The sequence below is a fragment of the Kitasatospora sp. NPDC096128 genome (assembly GCF_040303105.1).
GTDB lineage: Bacteria > Actinomycetota > Actinomycetes > Streptomycetales > Streptomycetaceae > Kitasatospora.
Genome location: NZ_JBEOSP010000007.1, coordinates 203379 through 226312 on the forward strand (window position 1 = coordinate 203379; position 22934 = coordinate 226312).

20 protein-coding genes are annotated in these 22934 nt (G+C 74.8%); 12 read left to right on the top strand and 8 right to left on the bottom strand.

Annotated features, from left to right (window positions below; translation table 11 throughout):
* A complete protein-coding gene (locus ABTY61_RS11035; protein WP_350504656.1) occupies window positions 1–1008 on the top strand; it encodes an N-acetylmuramoyl-L-alanine amidase in 1008 nt (335 codons plus the stop codon).
* Window positions 1009–1217: 209 nt separating this feature from the next.
* Entirely contained in the window at window positions 1218–2123 is a 906-nt protein-coding gene (locus ABTY61_RS11040) for a hypothetical protein (RefSeq protein ID WP_350504657.1), read from the top strand.
* Between the two features lie 99 nt (window positions 2124–2222).
* Here the strand turns inward: ABTY61_RS11040 and ABTY61_RS11045 are convergent, their stop codons facing one another.
* The 3 genes from ABTY61_RS11045 to ABTY61_RS11055 form a co-directional block, all read right to left on the bottom strand.
* Window positions 2223–3284 carry a prenyltransferase gene (locus ABTY61_RS11045; protein WP_350504658.1) on the bottom strand — a complete coding sequence of 354 codons (1062 nt, stop codon included), beginning with the start codon at window positions 3282–3284 and terminating at the stop codon, window positions 2223–2225.
* On the bottom strand, window positions 3281–4015 hold the full coding sequence (locus ABTY61_RS11050) for a class I SAM-dependent methyltransferase (RefSeq protein WP_350504659.1): 735 nt from the start codon (window positions 4013–4015) through the stop codon (window positions 3281–3283). The genes ABTY61_RS11045 and ABTY61_RS11050 overlap by 4 nt, the downstream gene beginning before the upstream one ends.
* Before the next feature lie 97 nt (window positions 4016–4112).
* Complete coding sequence (locus ABTY61_RS11055; RefSeq protein WP_350504660.1) at window positions 4113–5423, bottom strand: glycosyltransferase family 4 protein; 1311 nt, start codon at window positions 5421–5423, stop codon at window positions 4113–4115.
* A gap of 262 nt (window positions 5424–5685) precedes the next feature.
* On the opposite strand from ABTY61_RS11055, the gene ABTY61_RS11060 reads away from it, so the two are divergent.
* From ABTY61_RS11060 to ABTY61_RS11090, 7 genes are all read left to right on the top strand, one after another.
* Complete coding sequence (locus ABTY61_RS11060; RefSeq protein WP_350504661.1) at window positions 5686–6306, top strand: TetR family transcriptional regulator; 621 nt, start codon at window positions 5686–5688, stop codon at window positions 6304–6306.
* A gap of 326 nt (window positions 6307–6632) precedes the next feature.
* On the top strand, window positions 6633–7880 hold the full coding sequence (locus tag ABTY61_RS11065) for an SCO2321 family membrane protein (protein WP_350504662.1): 1248 nt from the start codon (window positions 6633–6635) through the stop codon (window positions 7878–7880).
* Window positions 7880–8563 (top strand): SCO2322 family protein, encoded by a 684-nt coding sequence (locus ABTY61_RS11070; RefSeq protein WP_350504663.1) that lies wholly within the window; start codon window positions 7880–7882, stop codon window positions 8561–8563. Before ABTY61_RS11065 ends, ABTY61_RS11070 begins: the two co-directional genes overlap by 1 nt.
* Before the next feature lie 34 nt (window positions 8564–8597).
* Window positions 8598–9704, top strand: a complete 1107-nt coding sequence (locus ABTY61_RS11075; protein ID WP_350504664.1) for an energy-coupling factor transporter transmembrane component T — start codon at window positions 8598–8600, stop codon at window positions 9702–9704.
* Window positions 9701–11302 (top strand): ABC transporter ATP-binding protein, encoded by a 1602-nt coding sequence (locus ABTY61_RS11080; RefSeq protein WP_350504665.1) that lies wholly within the window; start codon window positions 9701–9703, stop codon window positions 11300–11302. Before ABTY61_RS11075 ends, ABTY61_RS11080 begins: the two co-directional genes overlap by 4 nt.
* A gap of 73 nt (window positions 11303–11375) precedes the next feature.
* On the top strand, window positions 11376–12227 hold the full coding sequence (locus ABTY61_RS11085) for an ECF transporter S component (RefSeq protein ID WP_350504666.1): 852 nt from the start codon (window positions 11376–11378) through the stop codon (window positions 12225–12227).
* Window positions 12228–12281: 54 nt separating this feature from the next.
* Entirely contained in the window at window positions 12282–12971 is a 690-nt protein-coding gene (locus ABTY61_RS11090) for a hypothetical protein (protein WP_350504667.1), read from the top strand.
* A gap of 109 nt (window positions 12972–13080) precedes the next feature.
* Here the strand turns inward: ABTY61_RS11090 and ABTY61_RS11095 are convergent, their stop codons facing one another.
* Window positions 13081–13386 carry a putative quinol monooxygenase gene (locus tag ABTY61_RS11095; protein WP_350504668.1) on the bottom strand — a complete coding sequence of 102 codons (306 nt, stop codon included), beginning with the start codon at window positions 13384–13386 and terminating at the stop codon, window positions 13081–13083.
* Window positions 13387–13449: 63 nt separating this feature from the next.
* Window positions 13450–13896, bottom strand: a complete 447-nt coding sequence (locus tag ABTY61_RS11100; protein WP_350504669.1) for a hypothetical protein — start codon at window positions 13894–13896, stop codon at window positions 13450–13452.
* Between the two features lie 270 nt (window positions 13897–14166).
* Here ABTY61_RS11100 and ABTY61_RS11105 point away from each other — a divergent pair, with 270 nt between their 5' ends.
* On the top strand, window positions 14167–17037 hold the full coding sequence (locus ABTY61_RS11105) for a glycoside hydrolase family 3 C-terminal domain-containing protein (protein ID WP_350504670.1): 2871 nt from the start codon (window positions 14167–14169) through the stop codon (window positions 17035–17037).
* A gap of 179 nt (window positions 17038–17216) precedes the next feature.
* A complete protein-coding gene (locus tag ABTY61_RS11110; protein WP_350504671.1) occupies window positions 17217–18095 on the top strand; it encodes a LysR family transcriptional regulator in 879 nt (292 codons plus the stop codon).
* An 85-nt stretch (window positions 18096–18180) separates the two neighbouring features.
* On the opposite strand, the gene ABTY61_RS11115 is transcribed toward ABTY61_RS11110, so the two are convergent.
* The gene (locus ABTY61_RS11115; RefSeq protein WP_350504672.1) at window positions 18181–18504 is read right to left on the bottom strand and encodes an antibiotic biosynthesis monooxygenase family protein; all 324 of its coding nucleotides are present in this window, start codon (window positions 18502–18504) and stop codon (window positions 18181–18183) included.
* Window positions 18505–18786: 282 nt separating this feature from the next.
* On the bottom strand, window positions 18787–20862 hold the full coding sequence (locus tag ABTY61_RS11120) for an MDR family MFS transporter (protein WP_350504673.1): 2076 nt from the start codon (window positions 20860–20862) through the stop codon (window positions 18787–18789).
* A 299-nt stretch (window positions 20863–21161) separates the two neighbouring features.
* Here ABTY61_RS11120 and ABTY61_RS11125 point away from each other — a divergent pair, with 299 nt between their 5' ends.
* The gene (locus ABTY61_RS11125; protein WP_350504674.1) at window positions 21162–22286 is read left to right on the top strand and encodes a peptidoglycan-binding protein; all 1125 of its coding nucleotides are present in this window, start codon (window positions 21162–21164) and stop codon (window positions 22284–22286) included.
* 27 nt (window positions 22287–22313) lie between these two features.
* On the opposite strand, the gene ABTY61_RS11130 is transcribed toward ABTY61_RS11125, so the two are convergent.
* A complete protein-coding gene (locus ABTY61_RS11130; protein ID WP_350504675.1) occupies window positions 22314–22898 on the bottom strand; it encodes a TMEM165/GDT1 family protein in 585 nt (194 codons plus the stop codon).
* Window positions 22899–22934: the final 36 nt, after the last annotated feature.

Sequence of the window (22934 nt, forward strand, 5' to 3'; positions counted from 1 at the left end):
GTGACCGGCCCGACCTCCCCCGCCCACCGCCGTTCCGCCCTGCTGCGCACCGCCACCGCGGTGGCCGTGGCCGTTCCGCTCTGCACGGCAGGCTGGCTGGGCTGGCGGGCCCTGGACGACTCCGGCCCGGCCGGCGCTGCGGCCTCCGCACCGCCCGCCGCCGTCGCGTCCGGCGACCCGGGCCAGGCCACCCCGGCGGCCCCGCCGACCAGCGCCGCACCACCCGGCACACCACCCGGCACACCGACCGGCACACCGACCGACTCGCCGACGAGCGCTCCGGCCGGCACCCCGACGCCCACCGCCACGCCGGAGGGCCCGGCACCCGGCCCCGGTGACCTCGCCGGCCGCACCATCGTGCTCGACCCCGGCCACAACCCCGGCAACTTCTCCCACCCCACCGAGATCAACCGCCAGGTGGACGTCGGCAACGGCCACAAGGAGTGCGACACCACCGGCACCGAGACCGACGCGGGTTACACCGAGGCCGACTACACCCTGGACGTCACCCGCCGGGCCCGCGCCCTGCTGACCGCCCGGGGCGCCAAGGTGGTGCTGGTGCAGGACGGCGACCGTCCGTGGGGCCCCTGCGTCGACGAGCGGGCCAGGGCGGGCGCCGACGCCCACGCGGACGTCGCGTTGTCGGTGCACGGCGACGGCGCCCCGGCGAGCGGCAGCGGCTTCCACGTGATCATGCCCGCCAAGGTGGTCGCCGGCAAGGCGGACAACTCCGCGATCATCGCGCCCTCGCACCGCCTGGGCCTGCTGCTGCGCGAACGCTTCCACGCCGCGACCGGTGAGCCGTTCGCCGACTACATCGGGACCGACGGCCTGGACACCCGCTCCGACCTGGGCGGCCTCAACCTCTCCGCGGTTCCCAAGGTGTTCATCGAGTGCGGTAACATGCGCAACTCCGCGGACGCCCGACGGATGACGGACCCTCAGTGGCGGCAGCAGGCCGCCCAGGGGATCGCCGACGCGCTGGCCGCCTACCTGACCACTCGCTGAGCTTGCCCGGCAAGGGAGTTGGGGCGGGCGGCCCCGGTGGACGACACCCCACCGCGCCCGCACGGTTTGCAACGACTTCGACCCATTGCCGGTCCCGCCGTGCACCGGCGGGACGGTTGGCCCTAGGCTTCTGGTCCGTTCGGGAGTTTCGGCCGGTCGGACCGACCGCACGAAGCACCGTCCACGACACGTCAACGAGGGGAACGTAAGTGAATCTGCGAGCGCTCACCAGGGGAGACGCCGCCGTCGCAGGCGCGGCCGTCCTGCTGTTCATCGCCTCCTTCCTGCCCTACTGGACCGTGGACTGCAGCGGCCGGTACTGCGGGGCCACCTCGCAGAACGCGTGGAGCACCGACCTGTTCCCCATCCTGCCGTCGATCTACCTCCTGGGGATCGCCGCCGCCGTCCTGATCCTGCTGCAGCGCTTCCAGGGCCCCGCTGCCGCCAACCGCCAGGTGCTCGGCCTGCGGCTGGACCAGTGGGGCATCGCGTTCGCCGTCGCGGCGCTCTGGACCTCGCTCTGGGCGCTGGGCGGCGGCCCGTCGGCCACTGCGCTCAGCCACGGCTTCGGCGCCTGGCTCGGCCTCATCTCGCTGATCGTGCTGGCCGGTGCGGCCGCGGCGGCACCGCTGGTGCCGGCGCTGAAGGCCCCGCTGGTCAACGACCGCCCGGCCGTCCCGTACCAGGGCGGCTACCCGATGCCGGGTCAGCCCGGCCCCGGCCAGTACGGCTACCCGGGCCAGGCCCACGACCCGGCCTTCGGCGCCCAGCCGGCCCCCGGTGGCTACGGCTACCCGGCCGCCGGCCAGCCGCAGCCGGGCCAGCCGGTGCAGCCGCAGGACGCCGGCGTGCCGGCTCCGCAGCCGACCCCGCAGCCGGCCCCGGCCGCCCAGCAGCCGGCCCCGCCGGCGGCGGACTTCCAGCCGTTCTGGTTCGCCGTCCCGGCCCCGCGCCAGCTGGCCCCGAAGGACAACCCGGTCGGCGCCCCGGTCGGCGAGGTCGTGCCGGGCACCTGGTACCTGGCCGTCGAGCAGCGCGGCGCGGCCCTGGTCGCCCAGCTGCCGGACGGCACCCAGGGCGTGCTGGCCGACACCGCGGGCATCCAGCGCGGCTGACGCCGTCCGACGGACAACCCGACGGACAACCCGACGGGCACACGGAAGGGGGCGGGACCGGATCACCGGTCCCGCCCCCTTCGCCGTCCTCGGGGTGCGTCAGCAGCAGTCCTGGACCACCAGGCCGGCGGGCAGCTGGTCCCCGCCGAAGACCGCGACGGTCGCCGGGTCCCCGCCGAGCGCGGCGACCGCGAGCAGCAGCGCCCCGGCCGTCCAGGTGGTGCGCTCCTCGGGCCAGATCGCGTCGTCCTCGAAGACGTACCCGGTCCAGTACGAGCCGTCCTCGTGCCGCAGGTGCCGCTGGATCCAGCGCAGGATGTCCACCGCGCGGTCGGACTGGCCGACCGCCCAGAGCGCGAGCGCCAGTTCGGCGCTCTCGCCGCCGGTCACCCACGGGCGGTCGCTGACGCAGCGCACGCCGAGGCCGGGGACGACGAAGCGCTCCCAGTCCCGCTCGATCCGCGCCACCGCCGCGTCGCCGCGCAGGCCGGTGCCGAGCACCGGGTAGTACCAGTCCATCGAGTAGCGGTCCTTGTCGAGGAACCGCTCGGGGTGGTGGGCGATGGCGTGCCGCAGCCGGCCGGCCGCGAGCTCCCAGTCGGGCTGCGGCTCCTCCAGGTAGTCGGCGACGGCCAGGCCGCAGCGCAGCGCGTGCAGGATGCTGGACGAGCCGGTCAGCAGCGCCTCCTCGGTGGCGGCGCCGTCCTCGCCGACCCGCCAGGCGATCGGGCCGCCGGGCAGCCGCAGGCCGACGATGAAGTCCAGCGCCCGCCGGACCACCGGCCAGATCCACTCCAGGAAGGCGTCGTCGCCGGTGCTGAGGTGGTGGTGCCAGACCCCGACCGCGATGTACGCGCAGAAGTTGCTCTCCTTGGCCCGGTCGGTGACCGCGCCGTCGGTGTACGCGGCGTACCAGGAGCCGTCCGGGTTCTGGGCGGCGGCGAGCCAGCGGTAGGCGGCCTCGGCGGCGGCGTGCTCGCCGGCGGTGTCGAGGGCCATCGCGGCCTCGGTGTGGTCCCACGGGTCGAGGTGGTGGCCGGCGAACCAGGGGATGGCGCCGTCGGGGCGCTGCTCGGCGAGGATGCTGCGCACGGTGTCGGCAGCCTGCTCGGCGTCCAGCACCCCGTCGAGCAGCAGCACCTCGGGGACGGCGGCGGTCATGCGCCCGCCCGCCGCGGCTTCGAGGCGTAGGCGACGAAGCTCTTGCCGATGAGCGGGTTGAGCGCCTTCTCGGCGGCCTTGGTGATCGAGCTGATCACCGGGGTGCCGACGATGTCCCAGACCAGCAGCTGGTGGTAGGCCTTGACCGGCAGCGCCTTGTCGTTGTCCACGCCGACCGCGCACTTGATCCACCAGTACGGCGAGTGCAGCGCGTGCGCGTGGTGGGTGCCGTACGGTTCCAGGCCGGCGTCCTTGAGCTTGCCGAGCAGTTCGTCGCCCCGGTAGATCCGGATGTGGCCGCCCTCGACCTCGTGGTACTCGTCGGACAGCGCCCAGCAGATCTTCTCCGGCAGCCAGCGCGGCACGGTGACGGCGAGCAGGCCGCCCGGCTTGAGGACCCGGAACATCTCGTTGAGCACGCCCTTGTCATCAGGTATGTGCTCCATCACCTCGGAGATGATGATCTTGTCGAAGTAGTCGTCCTCGAACGGCAGCGCCAGCGCGTTGCCCTCCATCGCGACCGCCGACGCGCCCTCGGGGGCCTCGCCGGCCAGCTCCATCGCGGCGAACCACTTCTGGACCTCGGCGATCTCCTCGGCGTTCTGGTCGAGGGCGATCACGTTGGCGCCGCGGCGGTAGCACTCGAACGCGTGCCGGCCCCCGCCGCAACCCAGGTCGAGCACCCGGTCGCCGGGGGCGAGCGGGAAGCGCGAGAAATCGACGGTCAGCACTGCAGGGCTCCCATTCCTATTGCTACCAAGCACTCCTGACGCTTCGCCAGGCACCTCGCATCGATCGCCCGGAGCGGGTCGCTCACGAGCGTGCCGCTCAGGGCACGTACCGCCAGCCCGGCCCGGAGCGGGCCCGGGCGCCGACGCCGGTCGCGATCGCCGCGCGGTACGCGTCGGCGGTCAGCTCGGCGGCCCGCTCCCAGGTGAACCGGGCCAGCACCCGCTCCCGGCCGGCCGCGCCGAGCTCGGCGCGCAGCTCCGGGTCGTCCAGCAGCCGGCCGAGGGCGCCGGCCAGCGCGCCCGCGTCTCCCGGCGGCACGGCCAGGCAGGTCCCGCCGTCCGGACCGGCCACCTCGGGGATCGCCCCGCCGGTGGTGGCCACCAGCGGGGTGCCGGTGGCCATCGCCTCGGCGGCGGGCAGCGAGAAGCCCTCGTAGAGCGACGGGACGCAGGCCACCTCGGCCGAGCGGTACAGGTCGACGAGCTCGCGGTCGCTCAGCCCGGTGCGGAACTCGATGTGCTCCGCGAGTCCGAAGCGGCGCACCGCCTCGGCGACCGGCCCGTCCTCCTTCTGCGGCTTGCCGACCACCACCAGGTGGGCGTCCCGCTCGGTGCGGACCTTGGCCAGCGCCTCGACCAGGAACACCAGGCCCTTGAGCGGCACGTCCGCGCTGGAGGTGGTGACGATCCGGCCCGGGACCCGCCCGACTTCCGCCGAGGGCGACCAGAGCCGGGTGTCGGCGCCGATCGGCACCACCGAGACGGCGCCGGGGGCGGCCCCCAGGTGCTCGGCGATCTCGCGCTGCGAGGTGCCGGAGACGGTGATCACGTGGTCCAGCCGGGCCGCGACCCGGCGCTGCATCCGGGTGAAGGCGTACCAGCGGCGCAGCGACAGCCGCTTGCCCCGGGTGGTGGCCGCGTCCAGCTCCAACTGCCGGTCCACGGTGATCGGGTGATGGATCGTGGTGACCAGCGGGAAGCCGTGCCGGGCCAGGCCCAGCAGGCCGTAGCCGAGGGTCTGGTTGTCGTGCACCACGTCGTAGCGGCCCTTGTGCCGGGCCAGGTACTGCCGGGCGCGCAGCGAGAAGGTGAGCGGCTCGGGGAAGCCGCCGGTGCGCATGGTGGCGAACTCCAGCACGTCCACCGGGCCGCGGAACTCGCCGCGGGCGGGGGTGCGGAAGGGGTCGTCGGCGCGGTAGAGGTCCAGGCTGGGCAGCTCGACCAGCCGGACCGAGCCGGGGCCGTCGACCTCGTCCAGCACGGGGTAGGGCTGGGCGCCGATCACGTCCACGTGGTGGCCGAGCCGGGCCAGCTCACGGGAGAGGTGCCGGACGTACACGCCCTGACCGCCGCAGAACGGGTCCCCGCGGTATGACAGCAGGGCAATCCGCAGCGGCTGCGCGGTCATCCTCGGCCCTCATCTCTGGCTGCTATCGGTGCGAGCGGCGCCCAAGGACGGCACCGGTCGCTAAAGTAGATCAGGTTTCAGTGGCTGTGGAACTCATCATCGACCGTGTGAACAATGAGAGACCTCGAAGATACCGGCCCGTAGCTTTCGCTCAGGAGCCAGGGCTGGTGATTCCCGCCACGCCGGGCCCGACCGAACGCGGGTCGACTTCGGGTCGACCTTTCTGGAGCACGCCGCCACCCACGCGCCCCCGGGAGCACCCTTGCCGTCGCCGACCACCCCCGTGAGCCCCGCCGCGCCCGCCCAGGGCGAGCCGCCGCTGTCCGCGCGCCAGGCCGAGCGGCGGCGCCGGATCCTGCGCGCCGCCACCGCGCTGGCCGCCCGCGGCGGGTACGAGGCGGTGCAGATGCGGGAGGTCGCGGAGAGCGCGCAGGTCGCCCTCGGCACGCTGTACCGGTACTTCCCGTCCAAGGTCCACCTGCTGGTCGCGGTCATGCTGGAGCAGCTCCAGGGGCTCCAGGAGCACATCCGGCGGCACCCGCCGACCGACCCGGAGCCGGCCCTGCGGGTCGCCGACGCCCTCACCCGGGCGTTCCACGCGCTCCAGCGCGAGCCGCTGCTGGCCGAGGCGATGGTCCGGGCGCTCAGCTTCGCGGACCGCTCGGTCGGCACCGAGGTGGACCAGGTCAGCGCCGCCACCGGACAGCTCATCCTGGACGCCATCGGGCAGTCCGGCCCGCCCAGCGAGAGCCAGCGCGCGGCCGTCCGGGTGATCGAGCACACCTGGCACTCGGCCCTGGTCGCCTGGCTCTCCGGGCGCGCCTCGATCGCCGAGGTCCGGGCCGACCTGCACACCGCGGCGCGGCTGCTCACCCTGCCCTGACCGGACCCCCGGTACTGGAACCTGTTCCTGCTCCGCCCGCCCCGCTCCGCCCACCCTGCGGCACACGGCCCGGCGGTCGGGGTCGACGGGCGGTTAGAGTCGACGGGCAGCACAACTCCATCCCGCTCCTCCCCCGGGGAAAGCCGGTGCGAATCCGGCGCTGACCCGCAACCGTGAGCCCGGCCGCGCCCCCGCGCGCCGGACGAGCCGGGGCACCCGGGGAGGGAACGAGCGGCGAGCCGGGCCCCGCGCGCCCGGCACCCGTCGAGGACTACGGAACGGCCCCGCCCGGGCCACCACCGCTCACCGAAAGGCACACCCGCACCATGCTGACCGCCGCCCGCCTGGGCGCCGCCGCCCTGTCCGCCGCGCTGCTCACCGGCATCGCCGCCGGACCGGCCCTCGCCGACGTCCCCCCGCCCACCATCCCGGACGGCCTGTACGGCAAGAGCGACCCGACGTACGACGGCGTCTGGCGGCAGTCCCTGGCGCTCACCGCACTGACGGCGGCCAAGATCACCCCCGCCGACTCCGCCGTCGGCTGGCTCACCGGGCAGCAGTGCGAGGACGGCGGCTGGCCCTCCTACCGGGCCCCCGGCGCGGCCTGCGACCCCAAGTTCGAGGACAGCAACGCCACCGCCGTCGCAATCCAGGCCCTGATCGCCCTCGGCGGGCACCAGCCCGCCGTCGACAAGGGCGTGCAGTGGCTCAAGACCAACCAGAACGCGGACGGCAGCTGGGCCTACAACCCCGGCAACCCCGGCGACGCCAACTCCACCGGCCTCGTCGTGAACGCGCTGTTCGCCGCCCGGACCGACCCGGCCAGCATCGCCAAGCCCGGCACCGGGGGCGCCGCCGGGAAGAACGCCTTCGACGGCCTCGCCCGCTTCCAGCTCGGCTGCTCCGCCCCCGCCGACCAGCGCGGCGCCTTCGCCTACCAGCCGGACCCGGCCGCCGGCACCCTCACCCCCAACACCCTCGCCACCGCCCAGGCCGCCCTCGCCGCCGCCGGCGGCCACCTGCCGGTCGCCACCTCGGTGCGCGCCGACGCCACCCCCCAGGCCCTCGCCTGCGCCGACGGCTCCGCGCCCGCGACCGTCCCGCACGCCGAAGCGGGCGAGGCCGTCAGCTCCTACCTCGCCGCCCAGCTCGCCTCCGGCGGCGAACACCTCACCCTCACCACCCCCGGCGCCGAGCCCAAGCCCGACTACACCGCCACCGCGTGGGCCGCCCTCGCCCTCACCCAGAGCGGCCACCCCGAGCAGGCCACCGACGCGGTCGACTGGCTGGAGGGGCAGAGCGCCACCTGGACCAAGAACGGCACTGACGCCGCCGCCACCGCCACCCTCCTGCTGGTCGACCAGGCCGCCCACCGCGGCGACGCCGCCCTCACCGACCAGCTCACCGCCCTCGGCCCGGCCCCCAAGGCCGCCGCCGCCTCGCCGGCCGCCACCCCGGCGAAGAAGAAGGGCGACGGCTTCGGGCAGTTCTGGCTGATCGTCGTCGGCCTCCTCGTCGGCGTCGGCGGCGGGCTCCTGCTCAGCCTCCAGCGCAAGCGCAACCCCAACCTCTGATGCGCGCCCGCCCCGCTCTCGGCCGTCGTACGCGGCGGGCGTCCGCCGCCCTGCTCCTCCCGCTGCTCGGTGTGCTGGTGCTGCTGGCCGCCGCCGCGCCCGCGCAGGCCGCCGGGTACCGGTACTGGTCGTTCTGGCGCGGGGGCGACGGCGGGGCGTGGACGTACCAGCAGCAGGGGCCCGCGGTCGCCGTGCCGCCGGACGGTGCGGTGGACGGCTGGCGGTTCGCCCTCAGCCCGGACGGCGGGCAGGACGCCGCGAAGCCGCGGACGGCGGCCGGGTTCGACGGGATCTGTGCCGCCACCCCCGCCCAGGACGGCCGCAAGCGGGTGGCCGTGCTGCTGGACTTCGGCACGGCCGAGGACGCCGGGGCTTCCGCTGCCCAGCCGCCGGAGCCGCGGACGGCCTGCGCGAGCGTCGCACCGCGCGCCACCTCGGCCGAGGTGCTGGCCGCCGTCGCCCCGCCGCTGCGCTACGACTCCAACGGCCTGCTGTGCGCCATCGCCGGCTACCCGAAGGCGGGGTGCGGCGACCAGGTGGCCGCCGGCGCCGCCCAGCCGGACAGCGGTGCCGCGGCACCCGGGCACGGCAGCGGCCCGGACCTCGGCCTGGTCGCCGGGGGTGCGCTGGTCGCCGTCCTCGCCGGCGGCGCCGTCTGGCAGGCGCGCCGCCGCCACTCCTAGGCACCCCCACCCCTCCCCAGGACAGAACAGATCCGTGAGCAGCCCCGCCCGCAGCACCCGCCCGCCCGTCGGCCCTCGCCAACTGCACCCCGGGGCCTGGTGGTTGTGGGCACTCGGGCTGGGCGCGGCGGCGACCCGGACCACCAACCCGGTGGTCCTGCTGCTGATCGCCGCGACCGTCGGGTACGTGGTCGCGGCACGACGCGGCGACGCCCCCTGGTCGCGTTCGTACGGGGCGTTCCTGCGCCTCGGGCTGGTCGTACTCGGCATCCGGCTGGTCTTCGCGATACTGCTCGGCTCGCCGGTCCCCGGCACCCACCTGCTGTTCACCCTGCCCGAAGTCCCGCTCCCCGCCTGGGCGCAAGGCGTGCGGATCGGCGGGCGGGTCACGCTGGAAGGGCTGCTCGCGACGCTGTACGACGGGCTGCGCCTGGCCACCCTGCTGGTCTGCGTCGGCGCCGCGAACTCCCTGGCCAGCCCGGCCCGACTGCTGCGCGCCCTGCCGGGTGCGCTCTACGAGGCGGGCGTGGCCGTGGTGGTGGCGATGACCTTCGCACCGAACCTGGTCGCCGACGTACGCCGGCTGCGCGCCGCCCGTCGCCTGCGGGGCCGTACGGACAAGGGCGTCGCGGCCGTACTGAGTGTCGGACTCCCCGTCCTGGAGGGCGCGCTGGAGCGCTCGATCGCCCTGGCGGCGGCGATGGACACCCGCGGCTTCGGCCGCACCGCCGACGCCCCGCGCCGACTGGCCCGGGCGACGGCCGCGCTCACCCTGGCCGGGCTGCTCGGGGTCTGCCTGGCCGCCTACGGGCTGTTGACCGCCGGGGGCGGCGGCTGGGCACTTCCGGTGCTGCTGCTGGGCCTGGCCGCCGCCTTCGCCGGACTGCTGCTCGGCAATCGACGGTCCGTCAGATCCCGTTACCGGCCGGACCCTTGGGCCGCCCCCGAGTGGCTGACCGCCGGTTCCGGCATCGCCGCGGCCGCCCTGGTCACGTACCTCGCGTCGCGGGATCCGGCCGCCTTCGCCCCCACCGTCGTCCCGCCGACCGTCCCCGAGCTGCCGCTGGCCGCCGTCCTGGCCGTACTCCTCGGCCTGGTACCGGCGTTCGCCGCCCCGACCCCGCCCCGGAGGGCATCGTGATCACCTTCGAGCAGGTCTCCGTCCGGTACACGGACTCCGCCGCCCCCGCGCTGGCGGGGGTCGACCTCACCGTGCCCGAGGGCGAACTGTGCCTGCTGGTAGGCCCGTCGGGCTCCGGCAAGTCCACCCTGCTGGGGACGGTCAGCGGCCTGGTACCGCACTTCACCGGCGGGGTACTGCACGGCAGGGTCACCGTCGGCGGCCGGGACACCCGCGAGCACCGGCCGCGCGAACTCGCCGACCTGGTCGGCACAGTGGGCCAGGATCCGCTGGCGCACTTCGTCACCGACACCGTCGAGGACGAACTCGCCTACGGCATGGAGTCGCTGGGCCTGCCGGGCGACGTCATGCGGCGCCGGGTCGAGGAGACCCTCGACCTGCTCGGCCTCGCCGACCTGCGCGACCGCGCCCTGGGCTCGCTCTCCGGCGGACAGCAACAGCGCGTCGCGATCGGCTCGGTGCTCACCGTGCACCCGCGCGTGCTGGTCCTGGACGAACCCACCTCGGCGCTCGACCCGGGCGCCGCCGAAGAGGTGCTGGCCGTGCTGCAGCGGCTGGTGCACGACCTGGGCACCACCGTGCTGATGGCCGAGCACCGGCTGGAGCGGGTGGTCCAGTACGCCGACCAGGTGCTGCTGCTGACCCCGGGCGCGGACCCGGTCCTGGGCGAACCCGCCGAGGTGATGGCGCACTCCCCCGTGCACCCGCCGGTGGTCGGCCTCGGCCGGCTCGCCGGCTGGCAGCCGCTGCCGCTCTCCGTCCGGGACGCCCGGCGCAAGGCCGCCGCGCTGCGCGCCGACCTGGACGGGCGCGTGCCCGCCGCCGTCGCCGCTCCGGACGGCGCTCCGATCGCCGCCTGCGTCCGCCTGGCCGTACGGCGCGGCCCGGTCCAAGCACTGCGCGGGGTCGACCTGGCACTGCGCCCCGGCGAGATCGCCGCCCTGATGGGCCGCAACGGCGCCGGCAAGTCCACCCTGCTCGGCAGCCTGGTCGGCCTGCACGCCCCCGACTCCGGCACCGTCACCGTCGGCGGCCGCACCCCGCACCGCACCCGCCCCGCCGAACTGATCCGCCACGTCGGCCTCGTCCCCCAGGACCCGCGCGACCTGCTGTACGGCGAGAGCGTCGCCGCCGAGTGCGCCGCCGCCGACACCGACGCGGGCGCCCCGGCCGGCACCTGCCGCGCCCTGGTCGAACGCCTGCTGCCCGGCATCGCCGACACCGCCCACCCCCGCGACCTCTCCGAAGGCCAGCGGCTCACCCTCGCCCTCGCCGTCGTCCTCACCGCCCGGCCCCCGCTGCTGCTGCTCGACGAGCCGACCCGAGGCCTGGACTACGCCGCCAAGGCCCGGCTGGTGGAAATCCTGCGCGGGCTGGCCGGCGAGGGCCACGCCGTCCTGCTGGCGACCCACGACGTCGAACTGGCCGCCGAACTGGCGCACCGCACCCTGATCCTGGCCGAGGGCGAGATCGTCGCCGACGGGCCGACCGCGGAGGTGGTGGTCTCCTCCCCGGCCTTCGCCCCGCAGGTCGCCAAGGTGCTCGCGCCCGGGCCGTGGCTCACCGTCCAGCAGGTCGCGGAGGCGCTGGGCGCATGAGTGAGCGCAGCGAGCTCATCGTCAAGAGGTGCGCATGGGCGAATGCCCCTGCCGAGCGGAGCGAGGCGGGCGCATGAGCAGTGGACCCGTCCCCCTCGGCCGTCGATCCGTCGCGGCCCTGCTGCTCGTCTCCGCCGTCGGCGTGACGGCCTTCGGCTGGCCGCTGCTCGCGTCCACCAAGTCGGCCCTGGTCGGCCACTCGGCCGACGCGCCGTGGCTGTTCGCGCTGCTGCTGCCGCTGCTGCTGGCCGTGCTGATCGCCCAGATCTCCGAGGGCCGTTCGGCGGGCGGCGGGGCGCCGGGGCTGGACGCCAAGTCCGTCGCCCTGCTGGGGGTGCTGGCGGCGGCGGGCGCGGCCCTGCGTCCACTGGGCGCGGGGACGGCAGGCCTGGAGCCGATGTTCTTCCTGATGGTGCTGTCGGGGCGGGTGCTCGGCCCCGGCTTCGGCTTCGTCCTGGGTTCCCTGTCGATGTTCGCCTCCGCGCTGCTGACCGGCGGGGTCGGGCCCTGGCTGCCGTTCCAGATGCTCGCGATGGGCTGGGTCTGCCTCGGAGCGGGCCTGCTGCCTGGGTCCGCCACGCTGCGCGGTCGGCGCGAACTCCTGCTGCTGGCCGGGTACGGAGCGCTCTCCGCGGTCCTCTACGGCACGATCATGAACCTCCAGGGCTGGCCGTACATCGGCGGCCTGGCCGGTTCGATCTCCTTCCATCCCGGCGACCCGCTCTCCGCCAACCTGGTCCGCTTCGCCGCCTACTGCCTCACCACCTCCCTGGGGTGGGACCTGCCGCGCGCCGCCCTCACCGTGGTGCTGTGCCTCACCCTCGGCACGCACCTGCTGCGCGCCCTGCGCCGCACCACCCGACGCGCGGCCTTCGACGCGCCCGTCGACTTCCGGCCGCCCTCCGGGCGGACGACGGGAGGGTGAGGGCGGCCCCTAGAGTGAGCGTTCGAAGCGCGAGCCAGAACGGGAGTCCACCCAGTGTCCGACGAACCCCTCGAACCCATCGAGTCCCTCGAACCCCTCGAGATCGACGAGGACGATGAGGACGATGAGGACGATGAGGACGATGAGGACGATGACGCTCCCTGGCTCCTCGCGACCTGCCCCGTCACCCCCGAACTCGCCGCACAGATCGCCGGGATGACGGACCTCGACTGGACGGAAGGCGCTGCCGGCGAGGAGGCGATGAAGGCCGCCGGCTGGCGCTCGACCGGCGACTACCTGGGCGAGCTCAACGAGAAGGCCTACACGCCCGCGGGCCACTTCGTGTACGGCGACGAGTGCCTCTTCATGCCGTTCGCGTACGAGTACTACGTCCACCCCGACGGGCCGATGGGCGAGGACTTCTGGGGCGACCTCCCCGGCTGGCAGAGCCTCACCGGCCCGGACACGGCCACCCTGGACGACCAAGTGGAGGCCGTCGTCGACCGGTTCACCGCACTCCTCGGGCCGCCCGACCACGACGTGACCCACGAGCGCCGCCCGGCCCTCGACCACCGCTGGCGGTACCGGATCTGGCGCCGGGGCGACAACCTCCTGGTGGTGGCGCCGGGACTGGACGGCTTCTCGTACTCCCAGTTCGAGCACGCCTTCGTCCAGATCCGCCCCTTCCCGGCCGACGCGCCGCTGCCGCCGGCCACCGAGCTGCCCGGCCTCTTCAGCTGGTAGCCGTCCGACCGGCCCGTCCTCCGGCCCTTGTGCTCCCCGGCCGGGCGGCCGGGGAGCACAAGGCGCACAAGGCGCACAGAGCGCACAGAGCGCACGGGCGGGCACACCGTCAGATGAGCCCCTTGGCCGGGTCGCCGGCGGGGAAGGCGTCCAGGACGGCGACATCGGCGGGCTCCGCGAGCGCGTCGGCCAGGACGGAGCCGAGGGCGGCCAGCGGAGCACCGGTGCTGTGGGCGTCCAGGGCGGCCTGGTCGGCCCACTTCTCGACGACAGTGACGCGGTCGGGGCCCGCGTGGACGGCGTAGAGCTCGCAGCCGTCCTCGGCGTGGATGGCCGGGGTGTGCTTCTCGAAGGCGGCCAGCACTTCGTCGCGACGGCCGGGCTTGGTCTTGATCGTGGCGATGACGACGGGCATGTGGATCTCCAATGATGACGGGACGGGCAGCTGCGCGCGGGCCGCGGCCGACGGCCCCATGACTCACCAGTCCAGGGCGGACCGGGCGAGCGCGGCGAGGCCGAGAGCGGCCGGGAGTTCGACGAGGAAGGCCATCGCGAGGGCGGTGTACCAGGCGCCGCCGCCCTCGGCGGTCATCACGTCGAACCAGGCGTCGAGCAGGAGCAGGGTGGCCGCCGCTGCGGCGGCCAGGGCGGTCAGGCGTGAGCGCCGGACGAGCAGCCTGGCCGTGGCGATCAGGCCGGCGACCTGGAGGACGTCCATGCCGATCCACACCGTGGACCAGTTCCTGACCTCGGCCTGTCCGCGGGTGACCGATCCGAGGACCAGGATCCAGGCGAAGAGCAGGACCGCGACGGCGACCAGCCCCCCGCCCAGGAGTGTGCGGGAGCGCTCCGCTGTCGGGTCCGCTGATCCCAGGCGGTCGAGCGCCGCACGCACCGGCCGACCGTCCCCCGTTGACGTTCTCATGATCGAGAATCTACCCACCCCCTCGCGGCACCCGGCGGGCGGTCCCCGGGGGCCGGGACCGTCGCCCGGTGCCGACGGGCCCGGTTTCGCTCCGCGCCCGAACGGGTGATTTCCCCGGAATCGTCGCCCGCAGTGGTGCGTGCGCCCCCGTCGTACACGACACGCCCTGTCGAGCCACCTGCCAACCACCGTCAGGTCAACGTAACTTTGACCGATCGTCATCTCACCAGGCCGCCCGGCTGGATCCGTCTCCGTCGAACGGTGGTTGCCATGCGACGCCCCTCCCTGCTCCCCCCGCGGATGCGACTCCTCCGGATCCGACTCCTCCGGCTCGGTCTCGGCGGCTGCCTCCTGGCCGCCGTCACCACCGGCAGTGCCGCGGCCGCCCCGGACGAACGCGCACAGGACGGCCCGGGCGCGCAGGAGCAGCGCATCGAGAGCCTGCTCGCCCAGCTCACCACCGACGAGAAGGTCACCCTGCTGCGCGGCCAGGACGCCCCGGCCGGTGTGAGCTCCGTCGGCTACGTCGCGGGCGTGCCCCGACTCGGCATCCCGCCGCTGCTGCTGTCCGACGGCCCGTCCGGCGTCCGGGACGGCCGGCCGGCGACCGCGCTGCCCGCGCCCGTCGCACTGGCCGCCGCCTTCGACCCGGCGCTGGCCGCGCGGTACGGCGACGTGCTGGGCAGGGAGGCCCGGGCGCGCGGCTACCAGGTGCTGTACGCGCCGATGGTGAACATCGTGCGGATCCCCCAGGGCGGCCGGGACTTCGAGACGCTGGGCGAGGACCCGCACCTCGCCGGGCAGCTCGCCGCCGCCGAGGTGCGCGGCATCCAGGCCCAGCACGTCGCGGCGCAGGTCAAGCACTTCGCGGCCAACAACCAGGAGGACAACCGCCAGTCGTACAGCTCGGAGGTGGACGAGCGCACGCTGGCCGAGATCGAACTGCCCGCCTTCCGCGCGGCCGTCCGGAACGGTCGGGCCTGGTCGGCGATGTGCGGCTACAACCCGGTCAACGGGATCTGGGCGTGCGAGCACTTCCCGCTGCTGCGCGACGTGCTGAAGGGCCGCTGGGGCTTCGACGGGGTGGTCGGCTCCGACTACCCGGCCACCCACTCCGCCGTCAATGCCGCGGCGGGCGGGCTGGACCAGGAGTTCGGCGGTTCGACCTACTTCGCCGACCTGCCCGCCGCCGTGGCGGACGGCCGGCTCGCCCCGGCCGTGCTGGACGACCAGGTCCGCCGGGTGCTGCGGCTGATGGCGCGCACGGGGGCGCTCGACGGGGCCCAGGCGCTCCCGGCCGACCCGGCCGCCGGCGCGCGCGACGCCCGGACCGCGGCCGCCGCCGGAACGGTTCTGCTGCGCAACGAGCGGGCCGCGCTGCCGCTGGACGCCGCCCGGCTGAAGTCCGTCGCGGTGATCGGCCCCTGGGCGGACCGCGCCTACACCGGCGGCGGCGGATCCTCCCACGTCACCCCGTACGCCGAGCACACGGTGACGCCCCGCCAGGGCATCGCGGCCCGGGTCGGCCCGAACACCGAGGTCCGCTACCACCCCGGCGACGACGCCGACGCGGCCGCCGCCCTGGCCGCGGGGGCGGACGCCGCGGTGGTGGTGGTCGGCGACGAGGAGACCGAGGGCGCCGACCGCGGCTCGCTGCACCTCAGCGACGCGGACGACGCGCTGATCCGGGCCGTCGCCCGGGCCAACCCCCGCACGGTGGTGGTGCTGGACACCGGCGGGCCGGTCACCATGCCCTGGCTGGACGCGGTGCCCGCCGTGGTCGAGGCCTGGTACCCGGGCGAGCAGAGCGGCGCCGCCCTCGCCGACGTGCTGTTCGGCGACGTCGACCCGGCCGGGCGGCTGCCCGTCACCTTCCCGACCTCCGCCGATGCCACCCCGATCCGGGACGCCGCCCAGTACCCGGGCACGGACGGCGCCTACCACTACACCGAACGCCTCGGCACCGGCTACCGCTGGTACGACGCCAGCGGCACCGCTCCGCTGTTCCCCTTCGGCCACGGCCTCTCGTACACCAGCTTCGACTACAGCGGCCTCACCGTGACCGGCCCCGACCCGGCCGGCCGGGTCCGGATCGGCTTCGAGCTGCGCAACCGGGGCTCCCGGACCGGCAGCGAGGTGCCCCAGCTGTACCTGACCTTCCCGTCCGCGGCCGGCGAACCGCCGCAGCAGCTCAAGGCCTTCGACAAGGTCACCCTGGCGCCCGGCGGCTCGACCCACGTGGAACTGCGGCTGGACCGCTCCGCCTTCGCCGTCTGGGACGACGGCGTCCACGGCTGGGGCGTCCCCGGCGGGCCGTACGGCCTCACCGTCGGCTCCTCCTCCCGCGCACCCCGGCTCCGGGGCACCGTGGACGTGCCCGGCTCCCCCGCCGTCTCCACCTGGTCCGGGCGGATCACCGGCTCCGACGGCTCCTGCCTGGACGCCGGGGCCACCGTCGACGACCCCAACGCGGCCGTACAGTCCGCGAGTTGTGCGGGCACGGCGGCCCAGGACGCCACCGTCGGCTCGGACGGCAGCATCGGCCTCCTGGACGGCTGCCTCACCCCGGCCGGCTCCGCCGACGGCTCCCCCGTCCGCCTACGGGACTGCACCCGGGCCCCCGACCAGGAGTGGCGCCTGCGCCCGGACGCCTCGCTGCTGCACCCGGCCTCCGGCCGCTGCCTCACCACCGCCGACAGCCACCCGCTGCTCCGGGACTGCTCGGGCGGCGCCGAGCAGCGCTGGCACACCCCGCGCCCGAGCGGCCGGCTGACCGGCATCGCCGGGCAGTGCGTGGACGTCGCCGGCGCGTCCACCGCCGACGGCACCGCCGTCCAGCTCTACCACTGCAACTCCACCGGCGCCCAGGACTGGTCCGTCCGGCAGGACGGCACGCTGCGGGCCTACGGCAAGTGCCTGGACGTCACCGACGGCCGGACCGCCGCCGGCACCCCCGTCCAGCTCTACGACTGCAACGACTCCGGCGCCCAACGCTGGCAGCCGCGCGAGGACGGCACCCTCCTCAACCCCGCCTCCGGGCGCTGCCTGGACACCCGGGGCGGCGGCAGCGCGGACGGCACCGGACTCCAGCTCTGGGACTGCCTGGGCTCCCCCAACCAGTCCTGGAAACTGCCCGGTTAGAACCCGGTCCGGCAGGTGGCAGTCGGCGGGGGAAGCCCACCCGCTCCGCCCCGCCACCGGAATCCGCTCCACCGGTGATACCCCGTCCACCGTTCGAAAGGGCGGAACGCACCCGTACGCTGTCCCGCAACGCCAGCGATACGAGCACACACGGACGCTCGGGGGAGCCGGGGAAACCAGTGGAACTTCGTCAGTTGCGCGCCTTCGAGGCCGTGGTCACCCACCGCACCGTCACCGCGGCGGCCGCGGCGCTCGGCCTCGCCCCCTCCTCGGTCTCCGAGCAGATCCGCACCCTCGAACGCGGCCTGGACACCGAACTGTTCGACCGGACCCGGCGCGCCCCGACCCTCACCGCGGCCGGCGAGCGCCTGCTGCCCTGGGCCCGCCGACTGCTCGACCAGGCCGAACAGGCCCGCCGCGAGGTGACCACCGACCGCGCCCGGCTCCGGCTGGGCGCGCTGGAGACCATAGCGGCGACCCACGTTCCGGCCGTACTGGCCCGGCTCGCCGAACGCCGCCCCGGCCTCGACATCTCCCTGCACACCGACTCCGCCCGGGACGGCCTGCTCGGCGGCGTCGCGGCCGGGGCCCTGGAGGCCGCGCTCATCCTGGACACCGCCGGCCCGCTCGGCGGTCTCGGCTTCTACCTGCCGCCCGCCCCGCTCGACCACCTCGACCTCCAGGACGTCCCGCTCGCCCTGGTCGCCACCCCCGGCCACCCGCTCAGCGGCGCCACCGCCCTCACCCCCGAAGACCTGCGCGGCCAGCGGTTCCTGGTCAACGCCCCCGCCTGCTGCTTCCGGCTCGCCGGCGAGCGACTGCTCGGCCACGACGTCGAACGCGTCCGCACCGACGGCATCGCCGTCACCCGCGCCTGCGCCGAACAGGGCCTCGGCATCGCCCTGCTCCCCGAGTCCGCCGTCCGGGAGCCGCTCGCCTCCGGCACCCTCGTCCGCCTCCCGCTCGACCCGCCGCCCCTCCACCTCCGCCTGGTCTGGCGCGCCGACCGCGAGACCACCCCCGGCCTGCGCGAGGCCCTGCACGCCGTATCGGCCTGAACTCCCCTGCCGGACAAGGCGAGCGGGCAGACCAACGGCGCGCCCCGGAACCCCGGGACGCGCCGTCCGCCCTGCCCGACGTCCGTCAGGCCTTCGGGCCCGCCGACTGGACGACGTCGAAGGACCACAGCGTGGACCCGGAGGCAGCGGGGCGCTTGGGAGCCTCGCCCTCACCGCCGTTCTGGTGAGCCGACTTCATGGGGCCCTCCATCCAGGCCTGGAAGGACTCCTCGTCGCGCCAGCGCGTGTAGACGAGGTACTGGTCGGTGCCCTCGACCGGGCGGAGCAGTTCGAACCACTCGAAGCCGTCGGAGTTCTCCACCGCACCGGCCCGCGAGGCGAACCGCTGCTCCAGCACCTCGCGCTGCTCGGCGGGCACCGTCAGGACATTGATCTTGACGACGGACATGCCGCTCCTCACTGATCCGCCGGGGCCGCGCGTTCGGCGCGGCCGCCGGCTCGGTTGCTGCCTACGACCAGCAGTCTCCTACACCTCACACTCAGCGGATCGGGCGCAGCGGGTCGGGTGCTGCGGCTCAGGCGATCCAGGCCGGCAGGAGGCGCTCGGCATCGCGCGGGGCGAGGGCGCAGGCGCCGTCGGGGGTGCGGGCGTCGGGGTTGTAGGCGTGGGACTGGAAGGGGGAGGCGACGAGGGCGGTGAAGCCCTCGGCGGTGGTGATGCGGCGGGGGCCTAGAACGACCGCCCCTCCCCCCGGTACGGCGGCTGCGGGCCGACCGGCGGGTCCGGCCGGTCCCGCCGGTCGGCGCAGAGCGTGGAGCTGAGCCGGGTGAGCAGCGCGGCGAGCTCGTCGTACTGCTGCTCGTCCCAGTCCCCCAGCAGTTCGGCGAGCTGGGTGCGCCGGGCCGCGACCAGCCGCAGCGCCACCTCCTCGCCCGGCTCGGTGAGCCGCAGCGGCAGGCCGCCGGTGCGGGCGGCGAGACCGCGGCCCTCCACCTCCCGGACGGCCTCCTCGACGACCGAGACGGGGACGACCCGCCGCTCGGCCAGCTCGGCGGGTTCCACCGAGCCGTGGTGGTGCATCTGCAGCAGCAGCCAGCTGGAGGCGGGCAGCAGGTCGAGTCCGGCGGTGGCGGTGATCCGGCGGAAGAGGTCGCGCCGGGCCTCCCGGGTGCTCAGTACGGAGAGGGCACGGGCGATCTCGTCCAGGGAGGAGCGCTCGACCGGGTTGATCCCGATGGACTCGCTGAGGTCGGGCGCGGTCACCGTGGAGCGCAGCTTCTGCTCCCGCAGGAACAGCGACAGCACGAAGGCGACCACCGTGACGGGCACCGCGTACAGGAACACCCGGGTGATCGACTCGGCGTAGGCGTGGTGGACCGCGGCCTGGAGGGCGGCCGGGAGCCGGGTGATCAGGCGGGGGTCGGCGGTGATCGCCTCGACTCGGAAGCCCGGTGGCAGCGGCTGCCCGGCCAGGGCGTCTGCGAGCCGGGAGCGCAGTCCGCCGGCGAAGACCGTCCCGAAGATGGAGACGCCGAAGGAGGCGCCGATGGAGCGGAAGAAGGTGGCGCCGGCGGTGGCCACGCCGAGGTCCTGGTAGCCGACGGAGTTCTGCACGATCAGCACCAGCACCTGCATCACCAGGCCCAGCCCGAGGCCGAAGACCAGGAAGTAGAGGCTCATCTCGGCGGTGCCGCTGTGCTCGTCGAGCCGGGAGAGCAGCAGCAGCCCGACCGTGGTGACGGCCGTCCCGGCGATCGGGAAGGCCCGGTAGTGGCCGGTGCGGGCGACGATCTGCCCGGAGCCGATCGAGGTGAGCAGCATGCCGAGCACCATGGGCAGCATGTGGATGCCGGACATGGTGGGCGAGACCTGCTGGACCACCTGGAGGAAGGTCGGCAGGTAGGTGAGGGCGCCGAACATCGCGAAGCCGACCACGAAGGAGATCACCGCGACCAGGCTGAAGGTCCGCGACCGGAACAGCCGCAGTGGCAGGACGGGTTCGGCGGCGCTTCGCTCCACCTGGACGAAGACGAGCAGCAGCGCCAGTCCGAGCACGCCCAGGCCGACAACCTGCCAGGAGCTCCAGGCCCAGGTGGTGCCGCCGAGCGAGGTCATCAGCACCAGGCAGGTGGCGACGGCGGCGATCAGCGCGGTGCCCAGGTAGTCGATCCGGTGCTCGCGCCGGACCTCCGCGCCGTGCAGCACCGCGGCGATCACCGCCAGGGCGACCACGCCGATCGGCAGGTTGACGTAGAAGACCCAGCGCCAGCTGAGGTGGTCGACGAACAGGCCGCCGAGCAGCGGTCCGAGGACGCTGGTGACGCCGAAGACGGCGCCGAAGAGGCCCTGGTACTTGCCGCGGTCCCGGGGGGCGACGAGGTCGCCGACGATCGCCTGGGAGAGCACCATCAGCCCGCCGCCGCCGAGGCCCTGGAGCGCCCGGAAGGCGATCAACTCGCCCATGTTCTGGGCGACTCCGCAGAGCACCGAGCCGATCAGGAAGATCACGATGGAGGCCTGGAAGAACCGCTTCCGGCCGTACATGTCGCCGAGCTTGCCCCAGAGCGGGGTGGCGGCGGTGGACGCCAGCAGGTACGCGGTGACCACCCAGGAGAGGTGGTCCAGGCCGCCGAGGTCGCTGACGATGGTGGGCAGTGCGGTCGACACGATGGTCTGGTCGAGGGCGGCCAGCAGCATCGCCAGCAGCAGGGCCCCGATCGGCACCCAGAGGTTGGGGACGGTGACCTCGGGCGGGCCGGACCCGGGCGCCGGGCCCCGGTCGGACGCGACATGGGGGTCCGTCATGGCGTCACCACAGGCGGCATGGCCTCTCCGTAGGGTCGCGGGGCCGGACGACCGGCCGCCCGGGTGGATGATCACTCCCCGTTCCCCATGCTGGCAGATATGCCCCGGTTTGCGCCGTCCGGTTGAGCCGAACGTAAGCACCGGGCCCGCCACTCGCGTTCCGATGCATTCCCCGGGGGCCAACCACCACCAACCGGCACAACACCCCCGCCGGAGGCCGGACGCCCCTGTCCACCCTCCGGGACGTCCTGCATAATCAGGCCCGATCGCGAGACCCGAGAACCGAGGAGGACCGGCCGATGCCGGACCAGCACTGCCCGACGTGCGGCACCGCACGCTCCACCGGGTGCAGCTGCCTCCCCGACCGGAGCCTCGACGAGACCACCGTCCTCCCGCACCTGGAGGGCCCGCCGCTGGTCCGCCCGTACGTGCCGCAGGCGCCCGAACAGGTCGCCGACGAACCGCCGCTGACGGCCGACCCGTTCGCGACCACCGTGCTGCCCCCGGTCGGACCGGTGCACCCGGCGCACCCGGTGCATCCGACGCAGCAGGCCCAGCAGGCCCAGCCGCCGGTCACGCCCCCGCTCGGGCCGGACGCGGACGCCTACGCGACGACCGTCCTGCCGCCCGTCCCGGGCCCCGCCCCGGACGCGTACGGCAGCGGCGCCACCACCGTCCTGCCCCTGGTCCCGCCCGGCCCACCCGGGCCGGGCGACCCGAGCGGATCCGCCGGCTCCGGGGACGAGCTCGGCTACTTCCCCTTCGACAACCGGGCCCCGGAGCCCCACGCCGCCCCCACCGGCGGACGGGCCGCCCGACGGCAGGCCGAGCAGTCGGAGCGCGGTCCCTTCGCCGGGCGCAAGGGACTGATCGCGGGCGTCGGCGCCGCACTGCTGGCGCTCACCGTCGGCCTCGCGTACGCCGTGACGCCCTCCGCCGCGCCGAGCCGCCAGGCCGAACCGGCGCCCACCGCCTCGCTCGCCCCCGCCCCGGTGGACCCGCCGACCATGGCCGCCCCTCCCACGACCACCTCGGCGCCGCCCAGCGACACGCCGAGCCCGACCGCCACCCGCACCGCCAGACCCAGCCCGACCAGGACCCCCACCCCGACGCCCACGCCCACCCCGACCCCGACCCCGACGCCGACCCCCACCCCGACGCCCACACCCACCCCCACGCCGACGCCCACCCCGACCCCGCGCCTGCTCCAGCTCGGGATGAGCGGGCCCGACGTCACCACGATGCAGCAGCTGCTCGTCAACGCCGGGTGCGGATTCGTCGACAAGTCGCTCGTGACCGGCACCTTCGACTACTGGACCCGGACGACGCTGCAGGACTACCAGCGCCAGAACCGGATCAAGGGCGAGAACGGCGTCTACGGCCCCAAGACCCAGGCCACCCTCGCCGCCGACCCCGGCTGCTGAGCGAGGCCGGGCGGAAAGCGGCCGCCCTCAGCCGGTGATCGCCCCGAAGATGCTGACCCCGGCCAGCACCACCATGATCGCCGCCGCCACCCGGATGATCAGCTTCATCGGCACGTGCTTGAGCAGCTTCTGACCACCCACGATGGCGATCCCGCCGACCGCGCACAGCGCCAGCCAGGAGCCGAGGCCGACGGCGATCGGATCGGCGTACTTGGCAGCCAGGTTGGCGGTCATGATCTGGGTCAGGTCGCCGAACTCGGCGACCGCGACGACCACGAAGCTGGTCCCGGCCACCTTCCAGAAGCGGTTCGAGGACGGCTCCTTGGCGGCGTGCTCGTCCTCGTCCTCGCCGCCGTGGAACAGCAGCATCGCCGCGCCGACCAGGAACAGCAGGCCGGTGATGCCCTCCACCCAGCGGTGCGGCAGCAGCGAGAGCAGGTGCCCGGCGACCAGCGCCAGCACCACCTGGACCAGCATCGCCGCGGCGACGCCCGCGAAGACGTAGCTCGCCCGGTACTTGGTGCCGAGCACCAGGCTGGCCAGCGCGGTCTTGTCCGGCAGCTCGGCCAGGAAGATGATGCCGAACGTCAACGCGGCAACGGTCAAACTCATCGGAGGAAACCCCTCGGTCGGCTGCCCGGCCTCCGC